Genomic DNA, 18,630 nt, shown 5'->3' on the forward strand with positions numbered 1-18,630 from the left:
TCAATCGCCGATAAACGGTATTATCAAGCCCATTGTAAAGTGAACAGGGCTTGCTCACACCATGAACCAGCAATTCGACATTTTCCTCTCGCACAACAGTAAAGATAAAACCGTCATTCGGGAAATCAAGCAATTGCTGCGGGAGCGGGAATTGTCGTGCTGGCTGGATGAGGATGAATTGCAACCGGGCATGAACTGGATGCCCTTGCTCGAAAAAGCTATCGCCACTTGCCAAAGTGCAGGTGCATTTGTCAGTAGTAATGGTATCGGGCCGTGGGAAGATGAAGAAATACAGGCTTTGCTGACCAAGGCTGTCCGCAACAAAATTCCGGTGATTCCGGTTTTGTTGCCCGGCGAATATGATCCGCCTGAATTGCCGCTGTTTTTGGGAAATCGCACCTTCATTGACATGCGTTCAGGCATTACCTCAGTGTTGATCGACAAACTGTACTGGGGTATTACGGGCAAGAAATCTGAAGTACCGCAGAAAACACAAGTCACCACCATCCACTCCGACCGCCTCCCCACCGTCAAAGGCGGCTTCTTCGGACGTTCCACCGAACTGCAACTTCTCACCAACGCTTGGGCAAACACCACCACCCGCATCATCCAGTTCATCGCCCCCGGCGGCACAGGCAAAACCAAACTCCTGCGCCACTGGCTTGACCACACCACCGACATTCCGGTGCTGATTGCATGGTCGTTCTATTCGCAAGGCTCATCTGAGGACAAGCAGACTTCCGCCACGCCGTTTTTCAGCCATGCGTTTGCCAAGCTGGGTTCGACCCGCGAGCGGTTTGCGTCGGAGGAGGACAAGGGCGACCATCTCGCCGAGTTGCTGCACGGCAAACGCTACGTGCTGGTGCTGGATGGTCTGGAGCCGTTGCAACACGGCGGCGCGGCGATGCGCGGCGAACTCAAGGACAAAGCCATTCGCCAGTTGCTACGCCAGCTTGCCCGCCATCCGTGCGGCTTGTGCATTATCACCACGCGGATTGCGCTGCATGAACTCAGTGACCGGGACGCGCCCACCGTCATCCGCCACGATTTGCAAAACCTGACGGCGGCGGATGGCATCCAGTTGCTGCAATCGCTGGGGGTAACGGGCAGTGCGGCGGAACTGGGCAAGGCGGTGGGTGAATACGGCGGTCATGCGCTGGCCTTGAGTTTGCTGGGGAATGTATTGCGGCTGCGGCATCAGGGCGATGTGCGCAAGCGCGATACGCTCACGGCACTGGTCAAAGCGACGGGCAATCGCGACAGCCGCCACGCCTTCAAGGTGATGCAGGCTTACGCGGAATGGTTTGCGGGTGAGCCGGAACTGGCATTGCTGCACTTGTTGGGGCTGTTCGACCACCCCATCGGGCAAGACGTGCTGCAAATGCTGTGGGATGCGCAGATTCCGCACCTGACCGCAGGCATTGATGAAGATGAATGGCTGGAAGCCATCGCCAGTTTACGCGAAGAACACCACCTTTTGTCGCAGCATGACAGCGGCGGCGACCTCGATTGCCACCCGCTGATCCGCGAATACTTCGGCGGGCAACTGCAAACCCAGCAGCCGCAAGCGTGGCAGCAGGCGCATGAACAGTTGTACGAATACTACAAAGCCCTGCCCAAGAACCCATTGCCCGATACACTGGAAGAAATGCAGCCGTTGTTCAGTGCGGTGGCGCATGGGTGTGCGGCGGGGTTGCATCAACAAGCGTTGGATGAGGTTTACTGGCCTCGTATTCAACGAGAGGATGTATATTTCATATATAAAAAATTAGGTGCTTTTAGCGATGACCTGGCGTGTATTGCTCATTTTTTTACTAAATTATGGAAGAAACCGACTAAAAATCTTAGTGAATATTGGCAAGCAGACATATTAAGTTGCGCTGGTTTTAGCCTGAGATCATTAGGCCGATTACATGAGGCTATTGAGCCAATAACAGCTAATATAGAAATGAATGGTTATTTGCAAAATTGGGGTGGGGCTGCCCTCAATTCTAGCAACCTCAGTGAATTGCATATTGCGTCAGGAAATATATTGCGTGGAATTCACCATGGGCGAGAAAGTGTAGAATACGGTGATAGATCAAATAAAAAATATTATATGATGGCATTTCGCACTACACTGGCAGATGCATTATTAAAATCCGGTGTTTACGTAGAGTCTTTTGATTTACTTCAAGAAGCTGAGAAAATTAATTCAGAGTTAGGCCATCCCAAACTATATTCTCTCCGAGGCTTTAGATATTGCGACTTTCTATTAAGTCAAGAACTGCCGAAGTTAGCTCTGGCGCGAGCCATAGAAACCCTAAAATATGCAAGCTCCGATATATATGGTTTATTGGATATTGCTCTTGATAAACTATCCATAGGAATTGCATCTTTTCAAGAAAAAAATATCGAGCAAGCAAATGAGTGGCTAGAGAATGCTGTCCATGACTTACGAAAAGCAAAGTTTGGATATTATTTACCACTCGGTCTGCTTGCACGCGCCGCCCTGCACCGCCACACCCGCGACTTCGCCCGCGCCCGGCAGGATTTGCAGGAAGTGTTCGACATTGCCGACGGCAGCGGGATGCGGCTGCATTTGACGGATTATCATTTGGAGATGGCGCGGTTGTTGGTGGCGGAGTCTCTTGCTCCCTGCCCCCCTTGCGGGGGAAGGGTTGGGGAAGGGGGGAATAGCCGCGCAGCGGCTGACCCTGCGTACCACATTGCCGCCGCCGCCAAACTCATCGAGGAAACGGGTTATCACCGCCGTGATAAAGAGTTGGAGGAATTGCAGGGGTTATCACTCCGAACCTAACCCCCCATCCCCAGCCCTTCCCCCGCAAGGGGTGAAGGGAGCAAAGATTCGTGGGTTAGTGTTTAATACACCAACTCCGCCCAACGCCCATCCGCCACCAGCCGGTTCTTCAACGCCTGCCAGTTCGCCGCCGAACCCGCCAGTTCACCCATCACCTTATCCAGTACAGCCACCTGTTTCTTCAACCCGGCGAGGTAAACGTAAGTGTTCGGCATCTGCATCAGCACCCAGGTTTTCGCGCCGTTTTCCGCCAGACTCTTGCCCAGATTACCGGACGCATCGCGCCAGGATTGTGGGTCAATCGCCTGATACGCTTCAAAGGTAGCCTGATCGTAATAGTTGGTAATGTCATTGTTCTGGTCGTTCATGTACAACGCATCCAGCCCGCTTTTCGCGCCGTAGAACAAGCGCACTTGCCCACGCCAGCCCTGTTCCTGCGCGTATACTGACTTGATCAAAGTACGGAAAGGCGCAATCCCAGTCCCCGTCCCAATCATCAACAAGTTGCTGGTGTTATCCGCAGGCACTTTGAACGCTGCCTTGTAAGGCCCGGTCAGGGTAATCTGCTTGCCCGGTGCGGCATCACACAGGTAGTGCGAAGCAATGCCGGGGTATTCTTCACCCGACACCTCGTCGATATAAGAACAACGCCGCACCAGAATCTCGATGTCCGAGCCTTCGCCATGCGGCTGTGCCGCTAACACGCTGTAATAGCGGTGATGGAAGCGGTTGCCGAACGGATGTTTGCCCTCCACCAGCACGCCAATATTCTGCCCCGGCATCGCCCGGAACGCCGGATCATGGACGGTCAACACCATCTCACGCACCTCATCCGTTTTGGTATCGGTAATGCGCTTGCTGGAGCGCACGATCGCGTCGCAGGTATTGCCGTAAGTCTGTTCGTTGGTATCAGTCATAAAATCCTCTCTCTTCAATGTTCGTGTTTGTCGCGGTTCTTGCACGCCTTCTTGCCACTGCACCCGCACGACGACCCGCAGCCGCCGCCCTCCTCGCGTGGCGGGCCAAATTCCGGGTGGCGCAAGGCAAATTCCTTCACAATGCGTTGCACCACAATCCACGCGCCGAACAACACCGGAATCACCAGCATTGCAATCAGATAATCCCGCATCATTCCGCTCCCAGTCCTGCAAATCCCATAAACGCCAGCGACAACAAGCCACCCAGAATCAGGCTCAACGCCGCCCCTTGGGTCACGCTCGGCAACTTCGCCAAATCCAGCCGCTCACGCAGCCCCGCCATCAGCAGCAAGGCCAGAATGAACCCCGCGCCCGCACCCAGCGCATACGCCAGCGACTGCATGAAGTTGTATTCCTTAAATGTCTGGAACAACGCCAGCCCCAGAATTGCGCAGTTGGTGGTAATCAGCGGCAAATAAATCCCCAGCGAGCGAAACAGTGCCGGGCTGAGTTTTTTCAAGGTCATTTCCACCAGTTGCACGGCGGATGCAATCACCACGATGTAGCTGATCAGGCGCAAATATTCGATATTGAACGCCACCAGCACTTCATTGAGGAAATACGCACACACCGAACTCACCAGCATCACGAACGAAGTCGCCAAGCCCATCGGCACTGCCGTATTCAGCTTGCCGGACACACCCAGAAACGGGCAAAGCCCCAAAAACATCGCCAGCACAAAGTTGTTCGCCAAAAAAGCGTTGAAAAAGATAAATGTCAGAGAATCAGTTGCCATTAATAGCGTCTCCTGCCAGAACAGGGCGACCGCCGGTCGCCCCTACGGGTAATCTTGGTAGGGGCGACCGGCGGTCGCCCTCTTCACGTTTTTTACGCATATTGTTTGCGTGTTTTCAGCCATTCAAAGAACAGCAACCAGCCGCCCAGCACCAAAAAGCCGCCCGGTGGCAATACCATCACCACCCACGGCTGGAACTGTTCACTAAACAGCGGCAAACCGAACAGCGAACCACTGCCCAGGATTTCGCGCACTACGCCCAAGCACAGCAAAGCCAGCGTGAAACCCAACCCCATGCCCGCCGCGTTCACCATCGACTTCAGCGGTTTGTTGCGTGACGCACAGGCTTCCGCCCGCCCCAGAATAATGCAGTTCACCACAATCAACTGGATGAACGCCCCCAGCGCGTTGTAAACCTCCTGACTCAACGCCTGCATGGTGTAATCCACGATGGTCACAAAGGTCGAAATGATCACAATGTAAGTGGCGATGCGCACTTCCGACGGGATCAGGTTGCGGAACAATGACACCAGCAAACTCGATGCCACCAGCACGAACGCGGTTGCCAAGCCCATTGCCAGCGCATTGATTGCCGAGTTGGTGACAGCCAGCACCGGACACATCCCCAGCATCATCACGAATACCGGGTTTTCGCGCCAGATGCCTTCGAGGAAAGTATCGACCGTAATCCGGTCATCCTGTTTGATCAGGCTCATGGTTGCGCTCCTTCGATTTGCGGCAATAGCGGTACGACCTTGGGCAGCACGTCTTGCGCACTGTTGTTCAAACCCTTGGCAATGGCTTTGGAGGAAATGGTCGCGCCACTAATCGCGTCGATTTCCCACGGGTTCTGTTTCGCGCCATGCTTGACCGCCACAATCGCGTTCGCCAGCGCATCGCCCGCCGCATTCACCTTGGCTTCCAGCTTGTCGAAATTGGCAACGAAGTGTTTGTCAGTAATCACCTTGTCACCCAGCCCCGGCGTTTCGGTTTGCTTGATGACCTTGATGCCGGTAATGCACTCGCAAGCCGGGGTGTAGGCGTAAATCGTATCCACCGAGCCGGAATAGCCCTGCGCACTGCCTTCCGCCGCCACGCCCACCAGTTTGCCTTGGGCATCGTAACCCGCGTACACATTGATGCCTTTCATGCCGGGGACAGCTTCCAGCAATTCACCTTTTTCATTGATGATGAAATGCTTGTCAGCGGTTGCCCCCTTGATCACTTCCAGCACCGTTTTCTGGATAGCCAAACGTTTGTTTTCCTCAATCGCCGGTTTGGTGGCTTGGAACACCGTCACAATCAGGAAACCCGACAGCGCGGTTACAAACCCCAGCGTGGCGATCATCGCCGTGCTATTTCTGCCACTCATGCGGATTTCCTCCGTGCGCCAAACAGCCGTGGTTGTGTCCAGGTATCAATCAGCGGGGTCATAGCATTGCCCAGCAAAATGGCGTACATAATGCCTTCTGACAAACTCCCGAACTGGCGGATCAACACCGTGAGGAAGCCAATCAGCAAGCCGTAAATCATCACGCCCTTGGGTGTCAGCGGCGAACCCACCATGTCGGAAGCCATGAACATCGCCCCCAACATCAGCCCACCCGAAAACAGCATGAATACCGGGTCAGCAAATTTCTCCGGGTTAATCAGGTATAACACCCCGGAGGTGGCAACCACCCCGACGAAAATCCACGCCGGAATCTGCCAGTTCATCATCTTGCGGATTACCAGATACAGCCCGCACACCAGAATCAGCAGCGCAGACGTTTCCCCCGCCGAACCCGCTACCATGCCGGTATACAGGTCAAACGGTGCAGTGCTGATGTGCTGGAATTTATGCAAACTTAATGGTGTAGCCCCGGTAAAACCATCCACCGCCACCTGTTTCACCCACTCGGCGGTTTCTGGCGGCATCATGAACGGCGCAGTCAGGCTGGAAGGTACAAACTCGCTGAAACGCCCCGTGAAAAATGCAGGTGTCCAAGTGGTAATCGCTACCGGAAACGCCGCTTGCACAAACGCCCGCCCGACCAATGCCGGGTTGAACACGTTGTAACCAATCCCGCCAAACACCGCCTTGCCAATCGCAATCCCGGCAATACCCGCCACCGCAGCCATCCATAGCGGGAAACCGGGTGGCAAGGTCAACGCCAACAAAATACCGCTGATGGTGGACGACCAGTCGCTCAAGCTGCTGGGTTTATTACCCATCCAGTTGAAAAAGCGTTCCGTACCAAGGCAAGCCAGCGTGGTGACGATGACCAGTGCCAGCACGCTAATGCCGAACTGGTACACCGCGAATGCCACAATCGGCAGCAGCGCGTACACCACGTTGCGCATGATGGTCGGCACATCCTGCGGCTTTTTGACGTGCGGTGCTGTGTGCAGAACAATGTGTTTCTTGCTCATGCTTTCCCCTTTTGTTCACGGTTGACGGCTTTGGCAATGCGGAAATATTGCACCAGCGGGATATTCGACGGGCACACAAAGCTGCAACAGCCGCATTCAAAGCAACTGTTGAGGTGGAAATCGCTTTCCATCTCGGCGTAGTGGCGTTTGCCCGCCAGCCAGCCCATTTGCGCCGGGTTGAGGTGCATCGGGCAGGCATCCACACAGCGCGAACACTTGATGCAGGGGAATACGGTTTCGCCCTGTTCGCCGATGAAAGTGCGTTCCTGAAACACCAGCAAACCCGACGTGCCTTTGGTAATTGGCACATCCAGCGAAGGCAGCGACATTCCCATCATCGGGCCACCGAGGATCACTTTTTCGTGGTCGGCAGTAATGCCCAGTTGTTCAAGGATGAAGCGTACCGGTGTGCCAATCGGCATCAGGTAATTGCCTGCTTTGGCGACATTTGTACCGGTCACGGTGACGACGCGCTCAATCAGCCCTTCGCCCTTGGGTAACAGTTTGCCGAGTTGCGCCAGTGTGCCGACGTTGTTGACGACAATGCCGATGTCGATGGGCAAGCCGCCAGCGGGGACTTCCACACCCAGCAGCGATTTCAGCAGCATTTTTTCCGCGCCCTGTGGGTACTTGGTTTCCACCAGTTTCACGGTAATCGGGTCGTCGGGTTTCAAGGCGGCTTTTATCGCGGTGGCTGCATCGGCTTTGTTGTCTTCAATGCCGACAATGGCGCGTTTGGCCCCGGTAATGTGCAGGGCGTAGCGGATGCCTTGCAGCAAATCCTGTGGCTGTTCCAGCATCACCCGATGGTCACAGGTGAGGTAGGGTTCGCATTCGCAGCCGTTCACCACCAGCGTGTGCGCAGTCTTGCCGTGCGGAATACGCAATTTGACGTGCGACGGAAACGCAGCCCCGCCCAGACCTGCCATGCCGGTGGCTTGCACCCGCTGGATCAGTTCGTCGTGATCCAGCGTTTCCGGCTCGACCGGGTTGCCGTACAGCACGTACTGGGAAGAGGCTTTGTACACATCAATGACAATCGACAGCACTTTGGGGCCAGCCGCACTCGGCATCAGCCCAATGCTGCTGACCACGCCCGTGGCAGGCGCGTGCACGGGGACGGACATGAAACCATCCGCCTCGGCGATGATTTGCCCGCGCAGCACTTCCTGCCCCACGTTGACCACGGGCTTGGCAGGTGCGCCGATGTGTTGTGCCACCGGCACAATCAGGCGCGGCGGGAACGCCAGCCGCTGGATCGCCTTCCCCCGCGTTGCGTCCTTGTGGTAACGCGGGTGAATGCCGTGCGAGAAGCGGCCTTTGCGGAATTTTTCAAACAGAGCAAGCATTTGAGTTACCTGTTACGTTACGGTTGGCTGCGCCAAAATACCCCGTGTTACCCCCCCTCCCTAACCCTCCCCCCGCAAGGGGTGGAGGGGACAAGAGGGAAATTCTTTTCTTCCTCTCTTGCTCCCTTCCCCCCTTGCGGGGGAAGGGCTGGGGATGGGGGGAATACGCGGGTACTCCCCCTATTGGTATTTCGCCGCCCGCGCCACCAGCTTATCCAAGCCAGCTTCGTTCGGGTTGGGCGGAGTTCCAGGGTGCAGGCAACCTGCCGTGCATTTCTCTGCCGCTTTCACGATGTCCTTGAAGGGGCCACCTTGTGGGTTAATCACAATCGCCTTTTTCTGGTCGTTGTAAGCAAAGATAGCCGGGTTGATATTGATGCACTCGTCACAGGCGGTACATTCCGGCGTTTCCACCCACACTGGCTCGAAACTGCCCGCGTTCGCAGCAGGTGCAGCACCCGCCGGAGACAATGCGCCGTTACCACCGCTTGCCAGCAATCCCGCTGGTACGCTGCCCGCAGCCATGCCCATCAGGGTAGCGGTGAGTTGTTGCGCGACTTCGGCTTTGGCTTGCAGCTTGATCGCATCCAGATCCACCACTTGATCAACCCCGGTCAGCGACTTGAGTTGATGCCAGAAACCACGGCGTTCTTCGGTGGAAGCCACCAGTTCCTGTGCTACCAACACCCGCATCAGGCGGTTTTTGCCGTCCACTGCCCAGATGTAGGGGAACTTGCCGTCGCGCTCGTCTTCATCCAGTTCGATGAAGTCGTGCAACTGCACCATATTGTCGTTCCACGTTTCCGGCGGGGCTTTGCGGAAGCTCTTGCGGAAACGGCCTTCGGTGAGGGCGAAGTCGGCAAAGGTCATTGGCACTTTCATGCTGGCGGTTTTGCCTTTTTCGTCGGTGTATTCCAGCGTGTAAGTCGGCCAGTCGGTGTCGATGGACGGGTTGCCTTCGATGCTGGAACAGTCTTTCAGGGTTTCGCCTGCATCCGGGTCGAAGCGGAACAAGGGGTATGCACGTGATTCGACTGCCAGCTTGCTTTGCTGTTCGGCAGCGTCATCGGCCACACCGTGTTCGGGTTGGCACACGGCATAGATGTTGAACAGGGCTGGACGGCGGCTGTTCAAACCGTCGATGAAACCTTCGATCATGTGGGTCATGTTGGAAATGGAGCTTTGCAGCACGAACGAGGTGCGGTGCGCCATCCCGATCAGGCTCATTTCCTTGCGGATTTCGGTCTTACCCTTCCACGCCTTGCCATACGGAGCCATGTCGGACACCTGCCCGATAAAGCCGGAGGTACACGCCTGACCGCCCGTGTTGGAATACACTTGCGTATCCAGCACCAGCACCTTGATCGGCATTCCCGACATCAGCGCACGCGACAGGTTCTGGAAGCCGATGTCGTACATTGCGCCATCACCACCGACTGCTACGACTGGCGGGCATAAACGCCATTCTTCATCACTGAAAGCTTTCCAGTTGAAGTAGGTCAGGATGGAATCGTGTTCCGCCGGATCGTATTTGTCGGCAATGATCAGCTCGGCTTTGCGGATGGCTTTGAAACCGTCCGCCATTTTCGCCATGTGACCTTCAAAGATACCCATCGCCATCGACGGCGCGTCCTGGAACAAGTGGTTTGCCCAAGGGAACGGATACGGGTTGAACGGGAAGGTGGATGCCCACACCGAGGTACAGCCCGTGGCGTTGATAATGCCCATTTCGGCACGACCTTGCTTGGTTTGGCCTTCGGTGTAACGCCATTTCAGGTTGCGCAACGCATCCAGCAGCTTGGTAATGTCTTTCAGCCATTGCTGGTTGAGCGGCTGGGTCGGGCCGTCGGCTTCCAGTGAATGCGAGAGGATGCCCAGCGTCAGGTCGTGTTCCTTGTTGCCGTCGATAGCAGCGCGGAAGGCAGCCGTGTCACCAAGGTTGATATTGTTCGCCAAGGTCATGCGCACCTTGGTTTCAAGCTGGTTGATCAGGTTGTCGATTTTTTCCAGATGAGACTTCACGCGCGGTTGCAACAAGGCGGTTACGGTGGCGGTGAACAGGTGGATACTGGTCTTTTCGCCGCAACCCAGACACGCGCCGTCGCCGGACATCATGGAATGGTAGTTGTGCTTATCGAGCAGCAGGGTTTCGAGTGCACCAACCTTTTCATCCAGATCGTCAATGCGGCTGAATTCGGGGGCGGTGGTGGGCAGTTCGAGCCAGAATTTCCATTCCTTGCGCATCCGTTCGACCGCTGATTCAGTTTGCGGGGCGGCAACCAAGGCTTGGTCGCCACAGACCTTGATGCATTCCATGCAGCCTTTACAGGTGTAAGGGTTAATGGTGATGGAGAACAAGCCACCGCTGCCCGCCTGCTTTTTCTCGCGGGTAGAGTAGTAAGGCTTGGTAATGGCAAAACGGAAGTCGCCGATGGTGGCGAGCAGGCGGCTGAATTCGCGTTCCAGACTCTGCTTTTCCGCACCTTCCAGCGGGGATTCTGCCAGTGTTTCCAGCACCGCATGGTCGATGAGCTGGTTGACGTTGGCGGCTTCACCGTTTTGCTCGATCAGGCCGCGCAGCTTTTTCTCAACAGTACGTACTTCACGGCGCAGGAAACGGGTCGGGTTGCCGCCGCGTTCAATCGTCATGATCGCGGAGTTGAATACGTCGCTGATGGAATTGACCAGACCGGGAATCGCGCTATCCGGGCAAACGCTGTAGCAGTTGCCGCAAGCGGTACAGTTTTCTGGCTTGAATTCGGGGTATTCAAAGCGGATCTGGGTCATGTCGCGGTAGAAGCCCGTTGCCACTGGCATTAAGCCGGTTGCCATGTACGGGTCGGCAAGGTTGCCGCTGCCTTTGCCTTCAAGGTAGAAGCTGCCGGTCTGTTCCCAGAAACGGTGGATGTCGGATAAACGTCCGTCGCCTTCCGGCAATTGCTTGAGCATGATCGGCAAGGAACTGGCTTGCTTGCGTACCGCTTCCGGGGTCAATCCGACGGTTTTTTCTGTGATTTCAATGATTTCATCGAAACCACGGCGTACCACTTTGAGGTTGTCTTCGACCACCCGTGCGCCTTTGCTGCCGAACTTGTCGCGCAATTGTTTTTCAATGGCATCAAACAGGGTGTCGCGGGTCATATTGTTCCGCGCCATCAACGGGGATGCGGCGAAGAACGCGCCTTGGAAAGCGTTACCCTGCATACGGAATTGCAGTTCAGCGTTGGAAGCTTCTTCGCGGGCAATCTTGAAACCGTCGATGTAGTAAATGCGGATGCCGTGGTCAACGATGTATTTCTGTGCCTGACGCGGGATTTGCGCCCACACTTCTGCCGCAGTGCCAAGGCTGCTTTGGATAATGAACACACCATCCTTGTCCAGCCCGTGCAGTGGGTTGGAGTGCAGGAATACATTCGGGTCGGGTGAGAGCACCACGTCGACGAAATGGTATTCGCACGATAAACGGATCGGTTCAGGCGCAGCGGACAGGTAGTAGGTGGTCGGCTGACCTTTCTTTTCCGAACCGTATTTGGGGTTGGCTTTGATGTCGAAACCGAGCAGGTCGTACAGCGTCATCGCCAGGTTTTTGCCGGTGGTGATCGCGCCCCAGCCGCCGACCGAGTGCATCCGCACGGTGATGGAACCTTTCGGCATCAGGTTGGGATTTTCGCTGCCATACACCGACAAATTCTTGATTTGTGGGTAACGGGTCAACAGGTCGTTGAAATAAACTTCCTGACGCGGGGAGGCAGCGTTGCGGTAGAAGTCGATGCCCAGATAGAAGAAACGCTGGTTTTTGCCATTCGGCAGCATGTTTTCGATAGCACCGATAATGCCTTCCGGTTGCAGGTCGCGGCTACCCAAGCCGTAGCAGCCGGAGTACAGGGCAGGGGCTTCACCGCTTTTGTAGCTGGCATACAGCGGGTAAGGCAGTTCACCACGGGTAGCGAAACCGTTTTCCATGCTCTTGGTGAGGGAGGCACGGACTTCACGCATCACGGGTAAATCTTCCGCCAGCGGCTGGTCGGTACGCTCCAGCACCACGCAGCCTTTCTTGCCCTTGAGTGCCTTGCTAATCAAATCGCCGGGGAACGGGCGGTACATGGTGAGGTTAATCACGCCCACTTTCAACTTGCGGGTATCACGCAAGTAATCAGCAACCGCTTCCGCCTGCACGATCATGCTGCCTTGCCCAAGGATCACGTAGTCGGCGTCATCGCAACGGTATTCGGCAATGCGCCCGTAGTAACGCCCGGTGAGGCTGGCGTATTCCGCCATCACGGTTTCGGACAGGGTGCGGATGTGGTCAAAGAAATACGGGCGTTGCGCGGCGGTAGCCTGCATATAGGCATCCTGATTTTGCACCGTGCCTGCCACCATCGGGTTATCCACACTCCACACTTCGGGGACGCGGCGGCGTTTCGGGCCGTAAATCATTTCTTGCGCCGGGGTGGGGCAGTCGATCATATCGGCGGGGTTGCCGAGGAATTCCGCAATCAGTTCACGTTCCGGCACTTGCAGCGGTTCGATCAAATGGGTGGTGAGGAAGCCGTCTTGCGCCACTGCCGCAGGGGTCAGCGAGAGTTCGGCAATTTTGCGCCCGATCAGGTTGAGGTCAGCCGCTTCCTGCGCATTCTTGGCGAAAATTTGGAAGAAACCGGTGTCGTCGATACAGTGGTAGTCATCATGCCCGCAATGCACGTTGAGGCTGGCCTTGGTAATGGCGCGGCAACCGATGTTCAGCACGTAAGGCAGGCGTTTACCCACAGCGGCGTACAAGGATTCGTGCATGAATGCCACGCCTTGTGCGGAGGAGAAGTTGGTGGCACGCAAGCCCGTCATCGACATCCCGGCAGTCACGGCGGCGGCAGCATGTTCGGATTCCGGTTCAACGAAAATCAGCGGTTGCCCCGCGTTATTGACATGACCTTTGGCGACTTCTTCTGCCCAGTATTCGCCCATTTGTGTGGAAGGGGTAATCGGGTACGCACCCGCCGCATCCGATGCCTCGCGTTCACACATAATGACAGCGGCATTGCCGTCCATTGCCATGCGCGTACCGGGGTACTTGACGGTAGGGGTAACAGGTTTCTTGATTCCGAACATGGTTTGACTGCCTCTACGAGTGAGATTCAAAGGATTATGCGTGGCTAACTGGGAGTGCCTTCTTTCTAATGACAGGCTTGGCTTTTGACCCTTTTTCGGTCTCCCCTTTGCGGTTCAGCCACACGATCGCCCCGGTGGGGCAACGCTGGATGCTGACGCGGGAAGCCAGGGAATTCTTGCTGTAATCAATGGTTGCCAGGTTATCCCTGATCGTTATTAATCCCTCTGGGGAATCGTTCACGCAACGCTCGCAGGCATTGCAAGCCACTTCGCATTCGGCTTCCGCCTCTGCGCCGTGATGGAGATTTTTGCAGGCCACCCACAACTGGTGGCTGACCGGGTGCAGTTCAAACAGTTGCTTGGGGCAAACATCGACGCAATCGCCGCAGGCGGTGCATTTGTCGGCGTTCACCACGGGCAGACCGTTTTTGTCCATTGAGATTGCGCCGAATTCGCAGACATCGGCGCAATCCGCCATGCCCAGGCAGCCCCATGTGCAGGTTTTGCCACCGCCGCCCACCATTGCCGCGCCCCGGCAGGAATGCAGCCCTGCGTATTTGGCGCGGTTGTAGGCAACGTGATTGCCACCTGCGCACGCTAGGCGAGCCACGCGCTTTTCCTGATTACCCAGATCCACGCCGAGGAATTCGGCAATGGCAACATTATTGGCAGGCGCATTAACGGTGCATTGCCCCGGCTGTGCTTCACCCGCAATCAGCTTTTCGGCAAATACACGGCAACCCGCTTGCCCACATGCACCACAATTGGCGTGCGGCAGGGCGGAATCCACTTCGTCGATGCGCGGATCTTCGTACACAAACAGGAAACGGTTGGCGATAGCCAAGATAACGGCGAGAGAAACTCCCAAGGCCAGCATGTAACCTAGGGCAACTACGGTGTCTGCGGAGAGAATGCTGGCATCAATCACGGTACAATGTCCTATCATGGGGAAATATGACATTTAAATTACCCAAAATTGTGCATCGCAATAATGACCTATATCAATGTTTTATATTGCGCCGCACAACGCGAAGGGATAGGTTAAATTAACCAAAAGAGATAGATGCACACTCAGAAGCCTCCTCTTGAATCTTCCCGCGTTATCCCCCATCCTTGTTTCACCAGACAAAACAAGGGTTCACCGATATGACTGCCAAAACACCTGTTATCCCCATTATTAAAGCGCCGCGTACTGCGTATATCGAGTCCCTGAATCCGCATTACCCCCCCGAACAAAAAGCACTGGTCAAAGACAAGATTAAACAAAAGCTCAAAGAACAAGATGCGGTATTGGTCGCCCATTACTACGTTGAGCGTGATTTGCAGGAATTAGCCGAAGAAACCGGTGGTTATGTGTCTGATTCGCTGGATATGGCACGCTTTGGTAATGAACACCCAGCTACCACATTGATCGTGGCGGGCGTGCGTTTCATGGGTGAAACCGCCAAAATCCTCAACCCCGAAAAGCGCGTATTAATGCCAACCTTGGAAGCAGAATGTTCGCTGGATTTAGAATGCCCTGCGTCTGAATTCATCCCGTTTTGTGACCAGCACCCTGAGCGCACGGTGGTGGTGTATTCCAATACCAGTGCAGAGGTGAAAGCGCGTGCAGATTACGTGGTTACATCCAGCATTGCGGTGGATTTAATCACTTGGTTGGATGAACAAGGCAAGAAAATCCTGTGGGCACCGGATAAGCATTTGGGGCGTTATATCCAGCGCTTGACCGGGGCGGATATGCTGTTGTGGCAAGCGGCCTGTGTGGTGCATGACGAGTTCAAATTCCGCGCACTGGGTGAGATGATTGAGCAATACCCCGATGCGGGCATTTTGGTACACCCGGAATCGCCCGAAGAGATCATCAAACTAGCCGATGCCGTGGGTTCCACCTCGCAACTCATCAAAGCCGCGCAAACCCTGCCGCATCAGCGTTTCATTGTGGCAACTGACAGCGGTATTTTTTACAAGATGCAACAAGCCGCGCCGGGTAAGGAATTCATTGCTGCCCCAACCATGGGTGAAGGTGCCACTTGCCGCAGTTGCGCCCACTGCCCATGGATGGCGATGAATGGCTTACACAACCTGTTGCAAGTGCTGGAAACCGGCAATAACGAAATTGTGGTCGATGAGGAGGTGCGGGTAAAAGCACTGCGCTCCACCCAGCGAATGTTGGATTTTGCGAAAATGCAGCGCGGGTAAAGTGACATGGTAATATGACTCCCTTACCTATCGGCGCTAGAATACCGTTTTATACCGAGTTTCGTTTAGGAGTACACCATGCCCGTTTACCGTTCCCGCACTTCCACCGGCGGTCGCAATATGGCTGGCGCACGCGCTTTGTGGCGTGCGACCGGCATGACCGATGCGGATTTCCAGAAACCCATTATCGCGATTGCGAATTCCTTCACCCAATTTGTGCCGGGGCATGTCCACCTCAAAGACATGGGGCAATTGGTGGCGCGGGAAATCGAAGCCGCTGGTGGTGTCGCGAAAGAATTCAACACCATCGCGGTGGATGACGGCATTGCGATGGGGCATGGTGGGATGCTGTATTCGCTGCCTTCCCGCGAGCTGATCGCCGATGCGGTGGAATACATGGTGAATGCGCATTGCGCCGACGCGCTGGTGTGCATTTCCAACTGCGACAAAATTACGCCGGGGATGCTGAATGCGGCACTACGCCTGAATATTCCCACCATTTTTGTTTCCGGCGGGCCAATGGAATCCGGCAAAGCGGTCATCGGTGGCAAGCTGGTGAAGCTGGATTTGGTGGATGCAATGGTTTCCGCCGCCAACAGTGCCGAAAGTGACGCAAATGTGGAAACGATGGAACGTTCCGCCTGCCCTACGTGCGGCTCGTGTTCCGGGATGTTTACTGCCAACTCCATGAACTGCCTGACCGAAGCACTGGGTTTAAGCTTGCCGGGGAATGGCTCAACCTTGGCAACGCATTCCGATCGCAAACGGCTGTTCCTCGAAGCGGGACGTATCATTGTCGGCTTGGCAAAACGTTACTACGAACAGGACGATGCGTCCGTGTTACCGCGTTCGATTGCGACGATGGAAGCGTTTGAAAACGCGATGTGTTTGGATATTGCCATGGGTGGCTCGACCAATACCATCCTGCACTTGCTGGCAGCCGCACAAGAAGGCGGGGTGAATTTCACCATGAATGACATCGACCGCTTGAGCCGCAAAGTGCCACAATTGTGCAAAGTTGCGCCGTCCACCCAGCTTTACCACATGGAAGACGTACACCGTGCAGGCGGTGTATTTGCGATTCTGGGCGAACTCGACCGCGCCGGATTATTGAACCGCGAAGTCGGCACAGTTCACGCCACCAACATGGCAGAAGCCTTGTCGTTGTGGGATGTGCGCCTGACCGACGATGCCAAACGCCACGAATTTTTCCGTGCAGGCCCCGGCAATGTGCCGACACAAGTGGCCTTCAGCCAAAGCAAACGTTGGGAGTCGCTTGACCTTGACCGCGAACACGGCTGTATCCGTGACAAAGCCCACGCTTACAGCACCGAAGGCGGGCTGGCAGTATTATTCGGCAATATCGCGCTGGATGGTTGCGTGGTCAAAACCGCCGGGGTGGATGACAGCATCCTCAAGTTCTCCGGCCCTGCGCGTATTTTTGAATCGCAGGATGCTGCCGTTGCAGGCATTTTAGGTGATCAAATCGTCGCGGGCGACATCGTATTGATTCGCTACGAAGGCCCACGCGGCGGCCCTGGGATGCAGGAAATGCTCTACCCCACGTCGTATATCAAGTCCAAAGGCTTGGGTAAGGCGTGTGCGTTAATCACTGACGGGCGGTTTTCCGGCGGTACATCGGGATTGTCTATCGGGCATGTTTCCCCCGAAGCGGCGGAAGGCGGCGCGATTGGTTTAGTGGAAGAGGGGGACATCATCGACATCGACATCCCCAACCGAACAATCAATGTGCGTTTGAGTGATGACGTGCTGGCAACACGTCGTGCTGCAATGGATGCGCTCGGCAAAACAGGCTGGAGGCCGGTTAACCGTGAACGTTACGTGAGTGCGGCGTTGAAAGCGTATGCGGCAATGACGACTTCCGCATCACGTGGTGCGGTACGTGACGTAACCCAATTGGAAAAATAATGCAAGCTACACTGGTGGCAGACAGACAAAGGATACCCAGAAAAATGCTCCCCCTAACCCGTAAAACCCTCTGGCTGGCGATCGGCTTGATTGCTTTGAGCCTCGCAGCAAGCAGTTTTGTGCTGACAGCATGGCTGGATCTTCACCCTTGCTATTTGTGCATTTTCCAACGGCTGTTATTCATGCTGATTGCCGTATTTGGTTTGCTGGCAGCAACTGGGTTTGGTGAAAAAGTGTGGGGTAGTCTGGTGCTGTTGCTGGCAGGCACGGGAACGGCTACGGCGAGTTATCAAACTTGGTTGCAATTACAGCCGCCCGGCAGTGCTTCTTGTGCAGGCAGTCAACCCGGCTTGATTGAGCAATTTGTTTATTTCCTGAGCGACAACGTGCCCAGCTTGTTTGAAGTCAGCGGTTTGTGTGAAGACGAGGAATTGGTGATTATGGGGCTTTCTCTCGCCAATTGGGCGTTGGTTTCTTTTGCGTCGGCGTTGGGCGTTGCCGTGTGGGCGTTGTTTAAACGCGAAGCAGACTAAGCCGACCCGCATACCACGCGATTATTCGATTATCGTAAAACCTTGTGGCTATTGAACTCAAATAACGAACCAAAAACGAACCATTGATTGCTAAAGGGAAATCATAGGCTTAAAATGCAAAAAAGTTTCCCGTGGAGCCAATCATGTACGAAGTCAGAGCGTCAACGGTGTTGCAGTGTCTTGAAGAGGCTGCGCACTACTACAACCATTCCGAAATTGCTGAAAAGCTGGGAGTTAACCCCAGCACTGTCGGACGCTGGCTAAAACGTGAAACTGAGCCGAAACATGGCATTCTGTACGGCCTGCAACAGATGTTAATGCCGTTTGGCAAACCGGCGGACAGTGCCGATTTCACGTTCATCGACCTGTTTGCAGGGATAGGTGGTATCCGCAAGGCATTTGAATTGAACGGGGGGCGCTGCGTCTTTACCAGTGAATGGGATGCTTACGCCCAACGTACCTACCACGCCAACTTTGCCGATGGGCAACCCATTGCCGGGGATATTACCGCGATACCCGAAGCGAACATTCCGGCACATGACGTACTATTAGCCGGTTTTCCCTGCCAGCCGTTTTAGATTGCGGGCGT

General features: G+C 55.2%; 14 protein-coding genes. 5 read left to right on the forward strand and 9 right to left on the reverse strand.

The window, feature by feature from the left end:
- Positions 1–61 precede the first annotated feature (61 nt).
- A complete protein-coding gene (locus tag BLV87_RS13945; RefSeq protein ID WP_093069654.1) occupies positions 62–2,800 on the forward strand; it encodes a toll/interleukin-1 receptor domain-containing protein in 2,739 nt (912 codons plus the stop codon).
- A 62-nt stretch (positions 2,801–2,862) separates the two neighbouring features.
- On the opposite strand, the gene BLV87_RS13950 is transcribed toward BLV87_RS13945, so the two are convergent.
- From BLV87_RS13950 to BLV87_RS13990, 9 genes are all read right to left on the reverse strand, one after another.
- The gene (locus BLV87_RS13950) at positions 2,863–3,717 is read right to left on the reverse strand and encodes a ferredoxin reductase domain-containing protein (RefSeq protein WP_093069656.1); all 855 of its coding nucleotides are present in this window, start codon (positions 3,715–3,717) and stop codon (positions 2,863–2,865) included.
- Between the two features lie 14 nt (positions 3,718–3,731).
- The gene (locus tag BLV87_RS13955; RefSeq protein ID WP_210219118.1) at positions 3,732–3,932 is read right to left on the reverse strand and encodes a chemotaxis protein; all 201 of its coding nucleotides are present in this window, start codon (positions 3,930–3,932) and stop codon (positions 3,732–3,734) included.
- On the reverse strand, positions 3,929–4,513 hold the full coding sequence (locus BLV87_RS13960) for an electron transport complex protein RnfA (RefSeq protein WP_093069660.1): 585 nt from the start codon (positions 4,511–4,513) through the stop codon (positions 3,929–3,931). The genes BLV87_RS13955 and BLV87_RS13960 overlap by 4 nt, the downstream gene beginning before the upstream one ends.
- 92 nt (positions 4,514–4,605) lie before the next feature.
- Entirely contained in the window at positions 4,606–5,229 is a 624-nt protein-coding gene (gene rsxE / locus BLV87_RS13965; RefSeq protein WP_093069661.1) for an electron transport complex subunit RsxE, read from the reverse strand.
- Positions 5,226–5,885, reverse strand: coding sequence for an RnfABCDGE type electron transport complex subunit G (locus BLV87_RS13970; protein WP_093069663.1), 660 nt, complete (start codon positions 5,883–5,885; stop codon positions 5,226–5,228). Before BLV87_RS13970 ends, rsxE begins: the two co-directional genes overlap by 4 nt.
- Complete coding sequence (locus BLV87_RS13975; protein ID WP_093069665.1) at positions 5,882–6,925, reverse strand: RnfABCDGE type electron transport complex subunit D; 1,044 nt, start codon at positions 6,923–6,925, stop codon at positions 5,882–5,884. Before BLV87_RS13975 ends, BLV87_RS13970 begins: the two co-directional genes overlap by 4 nt.
- Positions 6,922–8,274 (reverse strand): electron transport complex subunit RsxC, encoded by a 1,353-nt coding sequence (gene rsxC, locus BLV87_RS13980; RefSeq protein ID WP_093069666.1) that lies wholly within the window; start codon positions 8,272–8,274, stop codon positions 6,922–6,924. The genes BLV87_RS13975 and rsxC overlap by 4 nt, the downstream gene beginning before the upstream one ends.
- 180 nt (positions 8,275–8,454) lie before the next feature.
- Positions 8,455–13,380 carry a 2-oxoacid:acceptor oxidoreductase family protein gene (locus BLV87_RS13985; RefSeq protein WP_093069668.1) on the reverse strand — a complete coding sequence of 1,642 codons (4,926 nt, stop codon included), beginning with the start codon at positions 13,378–13,380 and terminating at the stop codon, positions 8,455–8,457.
- 34 nt (positions 13,381–13,414) lie between these two features.
- Positions 13,415–14,308 carry an RnfABCDGE type electron transport complex subunit B gene (locus tag BLV87_RS13990; RefSeq protein WP_245707040.1) on the reverse strand — a complete coding sequence of 298 codons (894 nt, stop codon included), beginning with the start codon at positions 14,306–14,308 and terminating at the stop codon, positions 13,415–13,417.
- Between the two features lie 218 nt (positions 14,309–14,526).
- Between BLV87_RS13990 and nadA the strand changes: the two genes are divergently transcribed.
- The 4 genes from nadA to BLV87_RS20000 all read left to right on the forward strand — a co-directional run bounded on the left by nadA (position 14,527) and on the right by BLV87_RS20000 (position 18,619).
- Positions 14,527–15,579 (forward strand): quinolinate synthase NadA, encoded by a 1,053-nt coding sequence (nadA, locus tag BLV87_RS13995; protein WP_093069670.1) that lies wholly within the window; start codon positions 14,527–14,529, stop codon positions 15,577–15,579.
- Between the two features lie 78 nt (positions 15,580–15,657).
- Complete coding sequence (gene ilvD, locus BLV87_RS14000) at positions 15,658–17,508, forward strand: dihydroxy-acid dehydratase (RefSeq protein WP_093069672.1); 1,851 nt, start codon at positions 15,658–15,660, stop codon at positions 17,506–17,508.
- A 44-nt stretch (positions 17,509–17,552) separates the two neighbouring features.
- Positions 17,553–18,041 carry a disulfide bond formation protein B gene (locus tag BLV87_RS14005; RefSeq protein ID WP_093069673.1) on the forward strand — a complete coding sequence of 163 codons (489 nt, stop codon included), beginning with the start codon at positions 17,553–17,555 and terminating at the stop codon, positions 18,039–18,041.
- Positions 18,042–18,184: 143 nt separating this feature from the next.
- Entirely contained in the window at positions 18,185–18,619 is a 435-nt protein-coding gene (locus tag BLV87_RS20000; RefSeq protein ID WP_217629995.1) for a DNA cytosine methyltransferase, read from the forward strand.
- The last annotated feature ends 11 nt before the right edge of the window (positions 18,620–18,630 follow it).

This window comes from Thiothrix caldifontis (assembly GCF_900107695.1).
Lineage (GTDB): Bacteria > Pseudomonadota > Gammaproteobacteria > Thiotrichales > Thiotrichaceae > Thiothrix > Thiothrix caldifontis.

What these genes read in the sequence shown, in the direction of transcription:
- BLV87_RS13975 (WP_093069665.1), bottom strand. Translation starts at nt 6,925, where the DNA reads ATGAGCAAGAAACACATTGTTCTGCACACAGCACCGCACGTCAAAAAG.
- BLV87_RS20000 (WP_217629995.1), top strand. Translation starts at nt 18,185, where the DNA reads ATGTACGAAGTCAGAGCGTCAACGGTGTTGCAGTGTCTTGAAGAGGCT.
- BLV87_RS13950 (WP_093069656.1), bottom strand. Translation starts at nt 3,717, where the DNA reads ATGACTGATACCAACGAACAGACTTACGGCAATACCTGCGACGCGATC.
- nadA (WP_093069670.1), top strand. Translation starts at nt 14,527, where the DNA reads ATGACTGCCAAAACACCTGTTATCCCCATTATTAAAGCGCCGCGTACT.
- BLV87_RS13985 (WP_093069668.1), bottom strand. Translation starts at nt 13,380, where the DNA reads ATGTTCGGAATCAAGAAACCTGTTACCCCTACCGTCAAGTACCCCGGT.
- BLV87_RS14005 (WP_093069673.1), top strand. Translation starts at nt 17,553, where the DNA reads ATGCTCCCCCTAACCCGTAAAACCCTCTGGCTGGCGATCGGCTTGATT.
- BLV87_RS13955 (WP_210219118.1), bottom strand. Translation starts at nt 3,932, where the DNA reads ATGATGCGGGATTATCTGATTGCAATGCTGGTGATTCCGGTGTTGTTC.
- ilvD (WP_093069672.1), top strand. Translation starts at nt 15,658, where the DNA reads ATGCCCGTTTACCGTTCCCGCACTTCCACCGGCGGTCGCAATATGGCT.
- BLV87_RS13960 (WP_093069660.1), bottom strand. Translation starts at nt 4,513, where the DNA reads ATGGCAACTGATTCTCTGACATTTATCTTTTTCAACGCTTTTTTGGCG.
- rsxE (WP_093069661.1), bottom strand. Translation starts at nt 5,229, where the DNA reads ATGAGCCTGATCAAACAGGATGACCGGATTACGGTCGATACTTTCCTC.
- BLV87_RS13945 (WP_093069654.1), top strand. Translation starts at nt 62, where the DNA reads ATGAACCAGCAATTCGACATTTTCCTCTCGCACAACAGTAAAGATAAA.
- BLV87_RS13970 (WP_093069663.1), bottom strand. Translation starts at nt 5,885, where the DNA reads ATGAGTGGCAGAAATAGCACGGCGATGATCGCCACGCTGGGGTTTGTA.
- rsxC (WP_093069666.1), bottom strand. Translation starts at nt 8,274, where the DNA reads ATGCTTGCTCTGTTTGAAAAATTCCGCAAAGGCCGCTTCTCGCACGGC.